Below are 16,290 nucleotides of genomic sequence, written 5' to 3' on the forward strand. Positions count from 1 at the left end.
CGCGCCCCTCGGGGTGATTCGTCGAGCGGCTTCCTATCTCGCGGGATAGGGAGCCGTTCGGCGTATCGGGGCTGCTATCGCCCTGATTTCTAGTCCGCCGACACCGTTCATCTCGAATTCTCCTTTGTATCAACAACACTCGGGCATCTGATATCTGGGCGGGTCAGTCGAGGGTGGCGATCCAGTCGATCACGGTTTCGACGTAACGTTTCGGGTCGGGGTCGTGCATGGTGTGCGGCGCGTCGGGCAGCGACACATAGGTGACGGGCCGGCCGGTGGCCTCGAGAATTCGGCACACCTGCTGGGCTTGCAGGTCGGTGAGGGCGCCGATCAAGTGTCCGGTTTCGGGGTCGGTCATGCGGAAATGGTGAGTGAGCAGGATCGGGACCCGGACCTGGGCGAGCATGGACTGGTGATCGCAGGCGGTGTTGGCCAGATCGGTCGCCCAGGACCGCGCCCACTCCGGGTCGTATTCCTTCAGATGCTGTGGCGGTTTCGCCGCCGCGCCATCGCTGGTGCCGTCACCGAGCATGAATCCGATACCCGGCAGCAGCGGCGCGGGCAGTTCGTGCGGGAGAGCTTGCACGAGTCCGTCCCAGTCGCCGATCTCCCATTGGTCGCCCAACCATTTGGCCCACGCGGCGAACATCGGCCCCAGGGTTTGCATCATGCCCGGCCCGTAGGGCGGCGCGGCTTGGGCGGAGAACAGCGGCGGATCCTCGAGCACCGCCGCCCGGATCTGCCCGGGTTTGGCGAAGGCGGCCAGCCAGGCCGCGATGACACCGCCCGAAGAATTCCCGGCTGCCAAGGTGGGCCGCCCGATCACCCGGTCGATGAACCGCACCAGATCGTTGCCGACGTTATCCAGGGTGTAGCGCCCGGGCGTCCAGGTAGACCGGCCCTGCCCGCGCAGGTCGACGGCGAACACCTGGAAGTGCGGCATCAGCAACGGAATGGCTTTTTCGTAGCCCCACCACGACTCACCTTGCGCCGGGATGAGCAGCAGCGCCGGTGCGCACGGGTCACCTTCGACGACGTAATTCATCCGTATTTCGCCGAGATCAACTGTGTACTCAGCGAATTCGTGTGGTACGAAGGTTTCGGCGCGGTCGGCCGCTTCGGACTTACCCATGATCGTCGATCCTTTCTACGAGGATGGACTGACAGGTGACCAGCCCTCAACATAACCGACCAGCTAATTCCTGGTGATCTCTTGACGCATGAACCACCGTAGGAAGTAGCTAGGACAGTCTCCGGCCTAGGTCGGAGGCAGGGTCCAGGTTGCGAATCGCTACGCGGATCCGCGTAGCGGGGGCTACATGACGGCAGCAAGGGGTGTGATCGGTTATGGTCCGCGACTCCGACCGAGGACGAGGCACGAACCATCACACGGGTTCCCGACCCGATATGGGATAGAACCCCGAAAACGGCAGCGGCCCCAGTCACCTGGATTACCAAGGGAACTGGGGCCGCGGACGGCTTGGGGGATCAGTCGTTGTTGAAATAGCTGAGTAGGCGCAGGATCTCGATGTAGAGCCAGACCAGGGTGACGGTGAGGCCGAGGGCTACGCCCCAGGCGGCTTTTTCGGGGGCCTGGGCGCGGATCAGTTGGTCGGCGGCGTCGAAGTCGAGCAGGAAGCTGAAGGCGGCTACCGCGATGACGACCAGGCTGAAGATGATGGCGAGGGGGCCGCCGTCACGCAGGCCGAGGCCGCCGTCGATGAAGAAGCTGGCGATCAGGTTGCCGACGATGAGTACCAGAATGCCGATCATCGCGCCGAAGATCATGCGGGTGAAGCGCGGGGTGACGCGGATCGCGCCGGTTTTGTAGACCACGAGCATGCCAGCGAAGACACCGAAGGTGCCGAGGACGGCCTGCGCGATCATCGCACTGCCGCCGACGCCGCCGAATTCGATGTTGGTGAACATGAACGACAGCGCACCGACGAACAGACCCTCGAAGACCGCGTACGAGAGCACGATGATCGGGTTGTCCATCTTCCTGGCGAACGTCGCGACCAGCACCAGGACGAACCCGATCAGACCGCCGCCGATGACGAACAGCGGGGCCAGCGAGGTGTTGGCGTTGGTGAGGCCGTAGGAGATGATCGCCGAGAGGGCCAGCACACCGAGGGTGATGGCGGTCTTGGTCACCACATCGTCGATGGTCATGGCCCGGGTGGCCGGGGCCTGCTGGTACGGCTGTTGGTACTGGGGGTACTGCTGGCCGTATTGCTGGCTCATCTGGCCCGCGCCCGCCACCCCTGACCCGAAGTTGGCATAGCCACCGCCCTCTTGCCGAGGGAGCTGTCTGAAAACCGGATTGCTAGTGGTGCGCACCGTTGATGCCTTTCTGGAGTCGTAGGGCCACGTCGCCGTGGCCGTCTCGCTCGATGTCCAACTAGGTGTCCAACGTGTATCTGCCCGTTCGAGTTCCCGAGCAACCTTTAGGTACGGACAAATCGGACTCTACTACCGCTGGACGTCGCGCAGTCCACGCACGGACCGCGTGACCGTGAATTTCCGATTGCGACCGACCACCTCGGTCTGCCCGACCATCCGCTGGACCACGCCGCGATAGTTCAAATGTGAGTTGTACACCGTCCACAGCTCACCGCCGGGCCGCAGCACCCGACCGGTCTCGGCGAACATCTTGATCGCCGACCCGGTGTGCACGGCCGCGCCGACGTGGAACGGCGGATTACAGAGCACCAGATCGGCGCTGTTGTCGGCAGCCGAGGACATGGCGTCGTCGCGCACCACCGTCACCCGATCGGCGACCTCGTTGACCTCGGCGGTCGCCCGCGCCGATGCCACCGCCGCCGCCGACTGATCGGTGCCGACCACCCGGATGCCGGGCCGCGCCTTGGCCAGCGCGACGGCCAGAATGCCGGTGCCGCAACCGAGATCGATGGCGTCGCGGGCATCGGGCTTCATCCACTTGAAGTGCTGCAACAGGAATCGGGTGCCGATATCGAGTTTGGCGCCGGAGAACGCGGCACCGTGCGCGACCACATCGATATCGATATCGTCGATCCGCTCGCACACCGGAAACGGCGGCTCCGCAACGGGTTTCGGACCGGTCACCAGAAGTGTGCGGGACTTCTGCCTGCCCCGGCTCGCGCGCACTTCCGAGAAGGATTCGGCGAGTACGTCGTTCATGGATTTGGTCAGATATTTATCGCGGCCACCGGCGAATACCGCCACCTCGGGATCGGCGTAGCGGGCGATGGCATCGGCGACCTCGGTCAGTCCGGCGAGCATGCGTGGTAGTCGCAGCAATACGACCTCGGCCCCGGTGAGCAACTGTTCGCAGAGCGGGTGCGCGGCATAGCGATCCGCGAGACCGAGCGCGCGAGCATTGTTGGCCAGCGCGAGTTCACCGGTGAGCAGGTCCTGGTGCACCCGCACCTCGCGCAGGTCGTGTCCGGCGATCGCGCCGAGGGTGAGCGCGCCGTAGGCGTCGCCGATCACGACGATCCGGCCACTGCCCGCGGCATCGATCGCCTCTGCCGCCACCTCGAGAATCAGCCGGTCGGCGGCATCGACGGCATAGAGGTTCAGTGCCTCCACATCCGGATACCGCCGGAGTCGGCCAAGTACGTCCTCGACATCTCCCACAGCTCAAGTGTGCTAGATCGTTGCCGTAACCTCGCGCCCGCCCCGGCATGTCGGGGATACCCCAGCGGCAAGTCGACCAATACCATCAGCCACATGCGTAACAGGATGGTGCTGATGGTCGCCGCCGCGGCGATGGTGCTCGGTGGCTGCGGCGACGACGGCGGATCCAGCTCGAACACCACGACCGCGCCGACCACGACCGGCACATTCACCGATGCGCCCGACACCGCGCCGCGCGATGCCATGCCCAAGCGCGGCACCCCGTCCAATGACGCGGGCCTCACCGTGACCGGCATCCGAATCGGACACCACCCCGGATTCGATCGCGTGGTCTACGAACTGGGCGGCGCGGGCACGCCCGGCTGGATCGTGCAGTACACCGGGGAGGCCATTCAGGACGGCAGCGGCAAGGTCATCGATGTCGCGGGCGGCTCGATTCTGGAGGTCCAGATCACCGGTTCGGCCTATCCGTTCGACAACGGCGTGACGCCGTACTCCGGGCCGGACCCCGCCACCGACCCCAGCGCGCCGGTGATCGCGGGCGTCTACCGGTCCGGCGTTTTCGAGGGCACCACCCAATCGTTCATCGGGGTGAATGCCGAGCGCCCGGCCTTCGATGTCAGCATGCTGGCCAATCCCGCTCGACTGGTCATCGATATCGCCACCGCATAGTCCGCATACGGTCAGGGGGTATTTAAAGTCGACATCGGGGCGCTCCCTAGAATGACGATGTGGTCGAACAGCAACTGCCTGCGCGCGCCACCGGACTCGTCCGGTTGCTCGGTGTGCTGGCGCTGCTCGCGGGCATCGTGGCCATGCACGCCGGGGTTTTCGCGGTCGCGCCCGCGCATGCCGATGACCACAGCATGGCGTCGGCTGCCGACCACCACGCGACCGCCGGATCGGACTGCACCGACGACGGTTGCGGCACCGGCCACGGCAGCATGCACGCCTGCGTGTTCATCTTGACGGCCGTGGCCTTGGCCCTGATGCTCGTCCTGCTCTACCGGATCACCCTCGATCGACCGGGTGACGGTGTGTCGAAACCGCGCCAGCGGCGGCGGACGCGCGAACGCGCACCGCCGTGGACCGTGCTCTCCCTGGACGAATTGTCGATTCTGCGGATCTGACCGGCCCACCGCGCCCGTAGCCAGCACGGTCGCGGCTCTTGCCTGTCCGAAACCCAGTCTTTCGCAATCCCCCAGGAGCACAGACATGTTCAGCACCCGTAACCGAATCACCGTGGCCATTGCGGTAACCACCACCACCGCAGCGCTTTTCGCCGCAGGCTGTAGCGACGACGACAGTTCCATGCCCGGTATGGATCACGGCTCGTCGTCGAGCAGTCCGGCGACGTCCGGAAAACCCGCCGCCCGAAGCGATTTCAACGACGCCGATGTGACCTTCCTGCAGATGATGTACCCGCATCACGCGCAGGCCGTGGAGATGGCGCGACTGGTGCCGAGCCGCACCCAGAACGAGCAGTTGCGCGCACTCGCGGGCGACGTGGAGCAGGCGCAGGCCCCGGAGATGGAGCAGATCACCACCTTGCTCCAGAGCTTCGGCAAGCCCGCGCCGAGCGCCGGCGGGCACAACATGGAGATGCCGGGCATGACCACAACACCGAGCACCGCGAATATGCCGGGCATGATGTCGAACGATCAGATGAACGCACTGGCTGCGGCATCCGGCGCCGATTTCGATCGGCAGTGGATGGAAATGATGATCGAGCACCACACCGGCGCGATCGCGATGGCGAATACCGAACTCGCCAACGGCGCGAACCCCGACGCGCGGGCACTTGCCACCGCCATCATCGCCGCCCAGCAGGCCGAAATCGCCACCATGCGCGGGCTACTCGGCCAGCGCTGACACCGCGGTGTGAGCACACCGGTGCCATCGCGGTCCCGGTGTGCTCGCACCCACCCCTCCATGCCGCCCACCCGGTTCTGACCAGCGCCTTTCCGTTCGATGGATATCGGTTGGTCATCGATATGGCTTCGGTCGGCTGACGTCGACGGTCGCGAACAAGTACGGTCTTTACGTCCGGCCTCCTTCGCGCCTCCAGCGGCCGGGTGTTCGGAGGGGAGAGAGGGGAAATCGACATGCGACGACTAGAACGTGCGGGCCTCGTCGCCGCGGCGGCGGCCACCGCGGCGGGCGTGCTGACCATCGGCGCCTGCGCGAAACAGATCAATGGCAACGCGCAGGTCGACCAGACCGAGCTCGCCGCATACACCTCCGAGGTCACGGCGTCGTCGGTGGCCGCATCCTCCTCGCGAGCGGCCGCGGCCGAACGCGCGACCGGCACCGCCTGCGACACCTTCAGCACGGCCAACAGCAGCTCGATCCACAGCTTCAACGACTACATCGACGCGAGCAACAGCAAGGGCATCAACGACCCGGAGACCAACACCAAGGCCAATGACGCCGTCACCACGCTGCGCAACAACGCACGCACCATCGATGGCAAGGTGACCTCCGAAGTGCCGTTGACCGTGGCCACCCCGCTGCGCAGCTACCGCGACGACACCAATGCCCTTGCCGACACCCTCGATCGGCGGGCACCCACCGATACCCTCAATGCCGCGATCGATAAGTTCAACGCCACCAAGAACATTGCCGAGGATGCCTGTAAAGGCCACTGACACAGCTCATTTCGCGCTGCGCTCGGTTGCCAAGGAGTTGGTGGTCGAATACGGGTCATGAACCGGGCGGAACGATCGGCTGCCATGGCTCCGGCTGCTCGTGTCCGTTGGGCCGCGGCCGGAGGCCGCGCCGCTCGAAGAGGACCAGGGCAACACCGCTCAGCGATGCGACGATGGCGACGAGGGCGAAGATGAACGCCGCCTCCGGGTAACCGACCGCGCCGATCGCGGCGGCGACGATCGCGACGAGTCCACCGATGATCAGCAGGACGAATCCGGGCCAATTTCTGGCGTCCGCCAACGTAACACCCGGCTGCGGCTGGTTCGCGCGGGCGATATCCGGTGCGTCGTCGAGCGGGGGAATCTCCCACGGCCCTTCCGCTGTCATTGTCGTACCTCACATTTCGGTGTCAGACAAGGGTGCTCGATGCCTGATGCCTATGGGATGCCCCCATCGCCGCGATCCAAAACAGCCAGGTGAGCTAGTGGGCGAGGACCCGCGCCAAGGCGCGAGCGAGATCGTCGGCCGGATTCGGCGGCGCGATGGGCGAGCGCCAGGCGATGATCTGATCGGGTCGTACGAGCAGAGCCCTTGGTCGGTCAGTCCGACCCTATGCGGCAGTCCGGAGCGTCGATCACTTCGACCGCCAACGGGACGAGCAGACGGTCGGCAACCCTCCCATCGACAGTGGTGCCGATCAGCGCTTCGACTTCCGTCGTCCGGGCCTTTCCGGTCCTGGGCGCTCGGCTCGACCGGTCGAGGACGGTTATCTGCTGATGGCCCGCATCCGGCTGACCCGGGCGGCGACGGCGGCCCTCGTCGAACTCGGCCACCGCGCGGGGTGACGATCAATGGGCTGGTATCCGCGGCATTCCTGACGGTGGCGGCGCACGGCTGGAATCGTCAGCGCGCGAGCAGAACCACGCCGGTCAGCGCGTCTGGAAGGCGGTGCGGTAGGCGTGCGGACTGGTGCCGACCACTCGTTTGAAGCGATCCCGAAAGGCGGTCGGGGAACCGAATCCGACCTGGGTGGCAATGCGGTCCACCGGATGGTCGGTGGCTTCGAGCAGATACTGGGCCTGGCGGATGCGGGCGCGGTGCAGCCACTGCAGCGGAGTGGTGCCGGTCTGTTCGCGGAAGCGGCGGTTGAGGGTGCGCGGGCTCATACCGGCCCGGGTGGCGACCTCCTCCAGGGTGAGGCTCTGCGCCGCGTTGTCCTCCATCCAGCGCAGCAGCGGCTCCAGCTGCGTGCCCTGCGGCGTCGGCGGCTGGTCGTGCACGATGAACTGCGCCTGTCCCCCTTCACGTTCCAGCGGCATGACGGCGAGGCGGGCGGCGTCGGCGGCCACCGCGGAACCGTGATCACGGCGAATCATGTGCAGGCACAGGTCGATTCCGGCCGCGGCACCGGCGGAGGTCAGAAACTGACCGTTGTCGACGTAGAGCACATCGGGGTCGACATCGATCGCGGGATAGTGGGCGGCGAGGGTCGGCGCGGCCAGCCAGTGGGTGGTGGCACGTAGCCCGTCGAGCAGTCCGGTGGCGGCAAGGATGAACGCGCCGACGCAGATCGAGGCGATGCGGGTGCCGTTCGCGGCGGCCGCACGCAGGGCGTCGAGCACATCGGCGGGGACCGCGACGGTGGGATCCGCGCAGCCGGGCAGGACGATGGTGTCGGCCTCGGCCAGCGCCGCCAGTCCCCAGTGTGCCCGGATCGTGAACAATTCGGTCTCGACGATCGGGGTCGCGGCACAGACGCGGACCCGGTAGGCCGGGCGGCCGTCGGGCAACCGGCAGCGGGTGAAGGACTCGATCGGTGTGGCGAGATCGAAGGGCAGGACCTGGTTCAGCGCCAGGACGGCCACGGTGTGCATGCCGATACCATAGGTGATGAGCTGATTCCTGCCAATGCCTCTGACCTGCTGTATTGTATATTTGTGCAGTTCAGCCCCATTGGCGATAATCCGTTGACATATGGCAATTCCGCCAGTTCCGATGGCGGTTCCTGATCACTACTGTCGGCAGCACCGACAACGAGAAGGAGCTGATCCGGGTGCTCGCGCAGTTCGTATTATTCGACGGATTCGACCCACTGGACGTCATCGCACCGTTCGAGGTCCTCGACGCCGGACGTCTGATGACCGACGGCGCCGTGACGGTCGAACTCGTCTCCGCCGAGGGCGCGCGCCGCGTGCCGAGCGGCATCCCCGCGATCACCCTCGAGGCCACGGCTCGGCTCGATCCGAACCGCGCGGACCTGATCGTCGTTCCCGGCGCGGTCGGGCAGCTGCCCGAAGGTCCGAATGACCAACGGCCGCAGACCATTCCGATGATCCTCGCGCGCAGTCTCGGCACCGCCATCTGAGCCCGTGACGAAACTTCTACTCTCCCTGCATGTCCTGGCGGCCATCATCGCCATCGGACCGGTAACGGTGGCCGCCAGCATGTTTCCGGCCACCGCCCGCCGCGCCTTCGCCACTCCCACCGACACACACCACCTGGCCACCGCCCGCACCCTGCACCGAATCTGCCGCGTCTACGCCATGATCGGCCTGGCCGTCCCCGTCTTCGGCCTGGCCACCGCCGCCGGTCTCGGTGTGCTGACCGATATGTGGCTCACCATCTCCATCGCGCTCACCGGTGTGGCCGCCGGGATCCTCGCCCTCGTCATCCTCCCCGGCCAATCCCGCATCCTCGCCGCGATGCCCCGACCCGCCGCCCAGTCCCTGCCCTCCACCGCCCAACTCGCCATGTTCACCGGCACCTTCAACCTCCTGTGGGCCGTGGTCACCGTGCTGATGATCGTCCGCCCCGGCTCCACGACGGGCGCCTGATCAGCGGTTGTGCCACAAGGGTTTTCAGGGGACCAGGACGACCTTGCCGGTGACGGTGCCGGATTCGGCCAGTTCCATGGCACGGGCGGCCTCGGTCAGCGGAATGCGGGCAGCCACCTGCGCCCGCAACGCTCCCGCCGCGGCCAGATCGAACACCGCGGTGAGGTCCGCACTGATGGCGGCACGGAATCGGGTGCGGTTGCGCCGGCCCGCCCAGATGTTGAAGAATTGCGCGTTGCGCTTGTTGGGCAACAGATTCCACCGGGTCAGGCGGCCCACCAGTGCGAGTACGGGCAGGCGCGAGTTGCCCGGATCGTTCTTGGTGGCCGCGGTGCCGTAGGAGACGAGCGTGCCGTGTGGGGCGAGCAGGCGGAACGAGTCGACGATGCCGGCACCGCCGATATGGTCGAAGACCGCGTCGACTCCGGTGGGCGCCAGCGCGCGCACCTGCGCGGCCACATCGCCGCGATAGTCGACGGGGGTCGCACCCAACGCCGCCACCGCGTCGGCATGTCGCGCGGATGCGGTACCGATGACACGGATTCCGGCGTGGCGGGCGAGTTGGACCAGGGTCGAGCCGACGCCGCCATTGGCACCGTGCACCAGAATGGTCTGGCCGTTGCGCACCTTCGCGATGCGATGCAGCATTTGCCATGCCGTGATGCCGTTGACGACGAAGGTCTCGGCGTCGGCGGGATCCAGGCCGGCGGGCACCGGAACCAGGTCGGCCGCGTCCACCACGATATGGCTGGACCAGCCGCCGGTCTTGGTCAGCGCGGCGACGCGGCGGCCGAGCAAGGTCGGATCGACACCCGTTCCGATAGCTGTCACGGTCCCGACCAGGTCGTAGCCGGGGACGAACGGGAACGGCGGCTGGTCGTAGTACTTTGCCCGCCGCATCTGCTGTTCGGCGAATGAGATGCCGCTCGCCTCGACCGCCACCAGCGCTTGGCCGTCAGCCGGTCCGAGCAGTTCGCGCTGGGTGATCCGGAGGCCCGTGGGTTCGACGGGGCCGGGCAGGACGATCTGAGTAGCCAGGATGTTCATGGGGGTTGCCTTTCGTTTGGTGTTCATCGGTTTATCTTCGGTTAGTGAGTGACTGAACAGTCACTCCGTGGCTAAAAAGAGTGCCCCACGAAGGGGCGGGTTCGATTCACTAAGCCGGATCGACGTGACGGATCCCGTTGCTCAGAATGCGCGCCCAGTCACCGTCCAAACTCTCGAGTCCGAGCGTGGTGATCAGATGGCACAGTTGGCCATAGGCCATGAAACGCTGCACCGCGTCATCGGCGGCACCGGATCGCGTTTTCGCGAAGGTCGTCACGCGCTCGAGCCCGCGCCGCACCGCGTCGGAAACCTCCGGAATATCGGCCGCCGATTGCGCATGCACCTGCAGCAGCAACAGATTTCGATCGGCGATCAACTCCGCGTATGCCGCGCCCATCTCGTGCAGGATCGCCTCCGGAGCGCTGCCATCGACGCGCGCGGCGCCCGCCGACAATGCCCGCTCCACCAGTTCGTAGCACCGATCGAGTGCCGCGACGAACAGCGCGACCTTGCCGGGAAACAGCTTGAACACGTAGGCGGGCGAGATATTCGCCCGCGCCGCAACAGTATTGATCGGCGTGCCGTGGTATCCCGACTGTGCGAATTCGGCGATCGCGGCATCGACGACCGCCTCGCGCCGGATCTCCGACGTAGAAAGTACGACACCTCGCCTGGTCATGTGAGTGACTATACACTCACTCTCCAGCTCGCTGTCAAGGCCGAAGTTTGTCGGACCCGACCTCTACCGTGTCGGCATGACGGACACCGACCGCGCGGCCAGGCACGGCCGGTTGCTCACGGGTCTGCTGCGCGTGGACGCGCGACCATCCGAAATCCGCTGGCGGCTGGTCGAACTCAGCGAATTGAACGCCAGCGTCACCGAATGTGCCGGGCGGGTGGAGTTCTACTCGCGCATGCTGGTCGAGGGGCGCTCTACGGCCGCGGGGCATGCGCAGAGCGTTCTCGCCGAGTTGCACGCGGCGGGGTTGTTCGCGAGCGACGAGGTGGTATCGCTCTCGCGTGAGGTGCTGGCACGCACCGAAAAGAAGCTACTGCGTGCGCAATTGAGCTGGTTGGATCGCACGGTGCGCAGCGAACCGGGATGCGCTTCGGCGGCGGTGCGGGCGCTTGCGGAGGCCGTCGAGACTACGGCGGATATCGCGCTGCGCGAGCGGATGGAGCGGATGATCACCAGACATCTGCGCTCGACGGACGAGCAGACGCGGACGGATCTGGCCGCGGCCGCGACTGCGTGGCAGATCGAGGACGAGCCTCCCCTACCGCCGCCGGCTGCACCCGCGCCATTCGGTGTGCCGACCACGGTTGCGGAGACGGCGGAGCTGTACCGCTGGGTGACAGCATCGCATCACGACAATTGGTTGATGGATGAGCGGTTCCTCGACGGTGTCATCCGTTTCGCATATCTGGATCGTGCCGGGTTGTCGGCGGCTCTCGGACCGCTCGCCGACGACGAAATCCCTGCGGCACAACAGATGTCGTCGTGGTGGCAGCGCCAGCGCCAGCGCCGGTGGTGCGGCAAGCAACCGTGGTCGATGGGCACGCTGGCAGCGATCGCCACCGGCGCACTGCGCAGTCCGCCGCGTGGGTTCACCCGCTCCAACCCACTGCTCGATCGGATGGCCGAGTGGGGCAGCCTGGTCCTGGAAGGTGCTGTGCTGCCGCCATTTTCACTGGCCACGCCAACCTTCGACACCGGGCAGATCGATGCCGCCGAACTCGTCGAGCGGCTGCGCGAGTATGCGGAGTTGGGACTGCGGCCCGGTGCGGTCGACTTCGCCCAAGCGCTGGTACGGGTGACGCCGACCGCGCGACCCGAGGTGTTGTTGATGGCCGACGCGCTGCCGTCGCCCGAGGGCGAGCGCCTGGCCGCGTGGCTGCGCAACGAACACTCCGGTGCGCAGACGCTTCCGGACTACTTCAGCGCGGCGTTCCGTGGCCCGCCCCCGAGCGCACGCCGGTACTCCAGCCCGATGACCGAACACCTGCTGCCCATTCCCGAGGTGCAGGCCGCATGGATGTCCTGGACGAACCGCGACAAACTCCTACGAATCGTGGCGCTATCGGGCACGAAGGGTGAGCAAGTGCATCGGGCGGTCATGAACGCACTCGTGAGCGAGGACAACCGCGACCGCACCGCTGGTGTCGAGGCGCTGCTCGTGCTCGCCGCCGCGGATGAACTCCGCCCGCACCTGCTGGCGGAGGCGCTACCGGTTCGCGCACCCGCCAACCGTCTCGCGAGTTCGCTGCGCGACGCCCGGCACGTGCTCGGCGCACACCGCACCTGGCCAGTGCTCGCCGCCATCCTGCCGGTGCTGTTCGCGAACAATCCAACGCCCGGCCTGCCCGAGGTGGTGACGCTGGCGGCCGACTGCGCCCGGCGATCGGGCACGCGAGGTCACCTGCCGGGACTCGACGCGATCCTGCGGCGCGGTGGTTCCAGCCGACTGGCGAAGCAGGCCCGCGCCCTGTCGGTCGCCCTGTCGAGCCCTTGACCGCACACCTCGTCTAGGCCTCATCGGACCAGCCGATCATCATCGCGGGCTGGTACCGCTTGCTCAGCACCGTGATCAATAGCGCCCGAGTCGAACTCGAACCCTGGGCCCGGCGCTTTCCGGCACGAACCTGACGCGTGAGCTCAGTGCGGCGCTGCCGTCAGGTCGTACACGGCGACATTGCCGACCTGGACTGCCGAGTAGTGCGCGGCTACCCAGTCGCCGATGTCCCGGTGCCCGATCGGGCGCCACAGTTCGTCTTCCGGCGTTGTGGGGGCCGGTGCATCGGACTGATCGCGCACTCGCCAGGAATCGGGCAGCTGCATCTCCTGGGCCAGATAGTAGGTGACCTGATGGGCACGGACGAGGTCCTGGAACTGGCCGAGGGTGGGCACCGGGTCCTCGGAGGTGAAGCCGCCGATCGCGATAATCGGTGTGCGGCTGGCCAATTCGAGGGTGGCCGCGGTCGAGGACCGGTCCACCGCAGCCGACCACCGCGTGGTCGTATCGCCGAGCAGGGTCACCAGTCGCGGCTCGTCGAAATCGCCGCCCATAACCCGGCGCATCTCGGATTGGACTTCGTTCGCGGGACCGGGCTTTTTCGCCCGCGCCGGGCCGACCGTCGGGCCGCCACCGGTATGCGACTGCGGCAGGGTCGCCACCGCATACGCCGTCGACCCGCCGAGACCGGCCAGCACACCCGCGATTACGAGCACCGAGGTCACCCGGTCGCGCGCGCGGCGGCGTCCGGCCGCTGGGACCGACGCGAGGAGCAGACCGAGCGCCGCGAGCACCGATATCACGACGATCGTCCAGCGCAGCCAGGGCTGCCAATCCGAATTACGCTGCAGGACAACGAATCCCCAAACGCCAGCGGTGAGAATGAGCGCGGCGGCGCCGATTCGACCGAATGCCGTGGTGCGCGAACGCCACACTTCGTGCACGCCCAGCGCGAACATCCCGGCAACGGCGGGTCCGATCGCCAAGGTGTAGTAGGCGTGCATGCCGCCCTTCATGGTGGAGAAGGCGACGCCGTCGATGATCAGCCACAGCCCGAAAGTCAGTGCCGCACCGCGCACCAGATCGGTGCGCGGCGCACGCCACCGGGATACCAGCACCACCACGAACGCGAGGATCGCCGCAGGCAGCAGCCAGGAGATCTCGTAGCCGATCTCACCGGTGAACAACCGGTCCGGTCCCGAGCCGAACCCGCCGAAACCCTGCCCTTGGCCGCCGATGTGCGGCATCTCGTAGCCGGGCGGAAGCTCGAAGCGGTTGCCGCCCTTGTGATTGCGGCCGAGGAAGCGCGCGAAGCCGTTGTACCCGAGCACCAGATCCATGAACGTATTGTTGGTCGACCCGGCCAGATACGGCCGCGAGGACTCCGGCCACAGCATCGTCAGCACCACGAACCAGCCGGACGATACGATCAGCGCCGCCGCTGCGGCGAGCAGGTGCAGCAGCCGCGTCCGCAATGCGGTGGGCGCGATGATCAGATACGCAATGCCCAACGCGGGCAGTACCATCAGCCCCTCGAGCATCTTCGCCAGGAACGCGAATCCGAGCGCGACCCCGGCCAGCATCAGCCAGCGCACGTTCGCGTGTCGCAGCGACCGGATCGTGCAGTAGGCACCCGCGGTCATCAACAACACCATCACCGCGTCCGGGTTATTGAACCGGAACATCAACGCCACCACCGGTGTCACCGCGAATACGGCACCGGCGAGCAGCCCCGCGCCGCGGCTCACGGTCGCCGTGGTCACGGCGGCGTACATCAGCGCGACCGTCGCGACCGCCATCAGCGCCTGCGGAATCAGCATGCTGGCACTGCTGAACCCGAACAGCTGACCCGAAAGGCCCATCACCCACTGCGATACCGGCGGCTTGTCGACGGTGATGAAATTCCCCGGATCCAGCGAACCGAACAGCAGCGCCTTCCAGTCCCGCGACCCCGACCACGCCGCCGCGGCATAAAAGCCATTGCCCATGGCATTGACGGTGATGTTCCAGAGATAGGCCACCGCCGTACCGATCAATAGCACCGCGAGTCCGATGCGTTCCCAGCGCCGTATCGGCGGCAGCGCGGGTGCGGGCAGGGTTGTGTCGGGCAGGGTCTCCAGAGCACTGGTCACTGTCACCTGGGGAGTATCACAACCCTCGCGGTGGATCCCCTGGGCGTTTCCTGGCAGTCCGCTGTGAGCCTGCTCCAACCCGTTTGACCAGGGCATGATCCGCCGGGACAGCTATCAGCTGCCGAGCCTGGATCCGGTGGTCAGGTGGCCGGGATTTCGCGTTGGAACCAGTCCAGGATCTGCGGGAGGGCGATGCGGGCGGTGGCGGAGTGGTCGATATCGCCGAGGTCGGTGAGGGTCGCTTTGTCGGTGCGCAGGGCTTGCAGACAGTGTTCGGCGTTGGCGTAGAGCACGTTTCGGTCACCGGTGGCGGCGTAGAGATGGACGGGGACACGTGGGGTCCAGTCGCAGGTGCCGTCGCTGGCGGCGACCGCCCGCTGCGATGCTCCGGTCGGATTCTGCGCCAGCGCAAGGAATTTCGGCGTCAATAGGAGTTCGGGGCGCACGGGCAGTGCGGTGCCGATGGCGATCTCGTTGTGCTGTCCGTCGAAGAGTTGCTCGATGCGGTCGGCGATGGGTTCCTGGAATGCCTCGGCGGGGTGGTCGTAAAGGCGGTAGACGCGGTTCATCGAGGTGATCCAGTAGGCGAGGTAGAAGACCGCGACCGCCGGGGTGACCCGTCCCGCGAGCGCCCCGGGTGTCTCGACGTTCTGCACGGCATAAGGGCCGCTGATCGGGGCGAGCGCGGCCAGGCCGAAGCCGGTGGCCTCGCCGCCCTGTAGCGCCTTGCCCAGTGCCGTCGCGGCCTCGCCGCCCTGGGAGAAGCCGGTGACCAGGATGTCCGGGTCGAGATCGCGCCGCTGCTCGGCGGCCATGGTCTGGGCGGCGCGCAGCAGGTCGACCGAGGCACTGACCTCCGAGGGTGCGTGCGTGTAGGGATGCAAGCCCGGGCCTTCGCCGAGGCCGAGGTAGTCCGGTGCGACGGCCGTATAACCCGCCGCCGCGAACATGATCGTGCGGGCTCGATCGGCGCGGGTGTCGTTGACCGAGGGCGCGTCGCTCTTCGATACCAGCGTGCCGTGCTCGTAGGTGACGACGCGCAGCCGCCGGGAATCGGTGCGCGGCAAGACGACCAGTCCGCTCGCCGTTGTCGGGCCGCCCTCCGGGGTGATGGTTCGATAGTTGACGCGGTAGGCGTCGACGCCATTGCGCACCGGGGTGCCGATATTCGCATCGGCCAGATAGGCCGAAGTCTGTTCGGTCGACAACTGCGCGACCGGTGTCGTGGCGACTATTTCGCCGCGCGGGACCGCCGGGGCGGGCGCGTTGTCCGACCCGCACGCGGTCACCACTGCGAGCAGCAGTGCCGCGACGAAAATCGCGATGACCGAACGCGGTGTGCTGAGCATGAATTCGGATTCCTCTCGAACGACCACGCGGACCGACGGGCAAGTGCCCGACTCCATCGTCTCCTGCTCCATCGTGACACCGCGGCGCGCGTCATTGGATTCCGCGACTCGCCGGGATGTCGAACATGTTTGCCCTGAATTCGCT

The 16,290-nt window shown here is 66.7% G+C and carries 16 protein-coding genes and 1 pseudogene; 7 read left to right on the forward strand and 10 right to left on the reverse strand.

The genetic code is table 11. The features are described from left to right. Positions 1–163 precede the first annotated feature (163 nt). From OG874_RS28820 to OG874_RS28830, 3 genes are all read right to left on the reverse strand, one after another. Entirely contained in the window at positions 164–1,132 is a 969-nt protein-coding gene (locus OG874_RS28820; RefSeq protein ID WP_330250240.1) for an alpha/beta hydrolase, read from the reverse strand. Between the two features lie 356 nt (positions 1,133–1,488). Next, positions 1,489–2,340, reverse strand: coding sequence for a Bax inhibitor-1/YccA family protein (locus OG874_RS28825; RefSeq protein WP_330250241.1), 852 nt, complete (start codon positions 2,338–2,340; stop codon positions 1,489–1,491). 132 nt (positions 2,341–2,472) lie between these two features. Next, positions 2,473–3,621 carry a class I SAM-dependent methyltransferase gene (locus tag OG874_RS28830; protein ID WP_330250242.1) on the reverse strand — a complete coding sequence of 383 codons (1,149 nt, stop codon included), beginning with the start codon at positions 3,619–3,621 and terminating at the stop codon, positions 2,473–2,475. Between the two features lie 93 nt (positions 3,622–3,714). On the opposite strand from OG874_RS28830, the gene OG874_RS28835 reads away from it, so the two are divergent. From OG874_RS28835 to OG874_RS28850, 4 genes are all read left to right on the forward strand, one after another. Then, the gene (locus tag OG874_RS28835) at positions 3,715–4,293 is read left to right on the forward strand and encodes an AMIN-like domain-containing (lipo)protein (RefSeq protein WP_330250243.1); all 579 of its coding nucleotides are present in this window, start codon (positions 3,715–3,717) and stop codon (positions 4,291–4,293) included. Between the two features lie 59 nt (positions 4,294–4,352). Continuing rightward, on the forward strand, positions 4,353–4,751 hold the full coding sequence (locus OG874_RS28840) for a DUF6153 family protein (protein WP_330250244.1): 399 nt from the start codon (positions 4,353–4,355) through the stop codon (positions 4,749–4,751). 85 nt (positions 4,752–4,836) lie between these two features. After that, entirely contained in the window at positions 4,837–5,493 is a 657-nt protein-coding gene (locus OG874_RS28845; RefSeq protein WP_330250245.1) for a DUF305 domain-containing protein, read from the forward strand. Between the two features lie 233 nt (positions 5,494–5,726). Continuing rightward, positions 5,727–6,269, forward strand: coding sequence for a hypothetical protein (locus OG874_RS28850; protein WP_330250246.1), 543 nt, complete (start codon positions 5,727–5,729; stop codon positions 6,267–6,269). 55 nt (positions 6,270–6,324) lie between these two features. Here OG874_RS28850 and OG874_RS28855 read toward each other — a convergent pair whose 3' ends face one another. From OG874_RS28855 to OG874_RS28860, 3 genes and pseudogenes are all read right to left on the reverse strand, one after another. Beyond that, positions 6,325–6,657, reverse strand: a complete 333-nt coding sequence (locus OG874_RS28855) for a hypothetical protein (protein ID WP_330250247.1) — start codon at positions 6,655–6,657, stop codon at positions 6,325–6,327. Positions 6,658–6,751: 94 nt separating this feature from the next. Beyond that, a pseudogene (locus tag OG874_RS44900) lies at positions 6,752–6,859 on the reverse strand (aromatic-ring hydroxylase C-terminal domain-containing protein); the annotation flags it as partial. A 340-nt stretch (positions 6,860–7,199) separates the two neighbouring features. Further along, complete coding sequence (locus OG874_RS28860; protein ID WP_330250248.1) at positions 7,200–8,144, reverse strand: GlxA family transcriptional regulator; 945 nt, start codon at positions 8,142–8,144, stop codon at positions 7,200–7,202. Positions 8,145–8,323: 179 nt separating this feature from the next. Between OG874_RS28860 and OG874_RS28865 the strand changes: the two genes are divergently transcribed. Then, positions 8,324–8,635, forward strand: coding sequence for a hypothetical protein (locus OG874_RS28865; RefSeq protein ID WP_330250249.1), 312 nt, complete (start codon positions 8,324–8,326; stop codon positions 8,633–8,635). Between the two features lie 4 nt (positions 8,636–8,639). Further along, the gene (locus tag OG874_RS28870; RefSeq protein ID WP_330250250.1) at positions 8,640–9,104 is read left to right on the forward strand and encodes a hypothetical protein; all 465 of its coding nucleotides are present in this window, start codon (positions 8,640–8,642) and stop codon (positions 9,102–9,104) included. Positions 9,105–9,128: 24 nt separating this feature from the next. On the opposite strand, the gene OG874_RS28875 is transcribed toward OG874_RS28870, so the two are convergent. Further along, positions 9,129–10,178, reverse strand: a complete 1,050-nt coding sequence (locus OG874_RS28875; protein WP_330250251.1) for a medium chain dehydrogenase/reductase family protein — start codon at positions 10,176–10,178, stop codon at positions 9,129–9,131. An 82-nt stretch (positions 10,179–10,260) separates the two neighbouring features. Then, entirely contained in the window at positions 10,261–10,830 is a 570-nt protein-coding gene (locus tag OG874_RS28880; RefSeq protein ID WP_330250252.1) for a TetR/AcrR family transcriptional regulator, read from the reverse strand. Between the two features lie 76 nt (positions 10,831–10,906). On the opposite strand from OG874_RS28880, the gene OG874_RS28885 reads away from it, so the two are divergent. Further along, complete coding sequence (locus OG874_RS28885) at positions 10,907–12,664, forward strand: hypothetical protein (protein ID WP_330250253.1); 1,758 nt, start codon at positions 10,907–10,909, stop codon at positions 12,662–12,664. 143 nt (positions 12,665–12,807) lie between these two features. Here OG874_RS28885 and OG874_RS28890 read toward each other — a convergent pair whose 3' ends face one another. Together OG874_RS28890 and OG874_RS28895 are read right to left on the reverse strand one after the other, a co-directional pair. Then, on the reverse strand, positions 12,808–14,802 hold the full coding sequence (locus OG874_RS28890) for a glycosyltransferase family 39 protein (RefSeq protein WP_330250254.1): 1,995 nt from the start codon (positions 14,800–14,802) through the stop codon (positions 12,808–12,810). A gap of 134 nt (positions 14,803–14,936) precedes the next feature. Continuing rightward, positions 14,937–16,217 (reverse strand): hypothetical protein, encoded by a 1,281-nt coding sequence (locus tag OG874_RS28895; RefSeq protein ID WP_330250255.1) that lies wholly within the window; start codon positions 16,215–16,217, stop codon positions 14,937–14,939. Positions 16,218–16,290 lie beyond the last annotated feature (73 nt).

Source organism: Nocardia sp. NBC_00565, assembly GCF_036345915.1.
In the GTDB taxonomy this organism is placed as follows: domain Bacteria; phylum Actinomycetota; class Actinomycetes; order Mycobacteriales; family Mycobacteriaceae; genus Nocardia.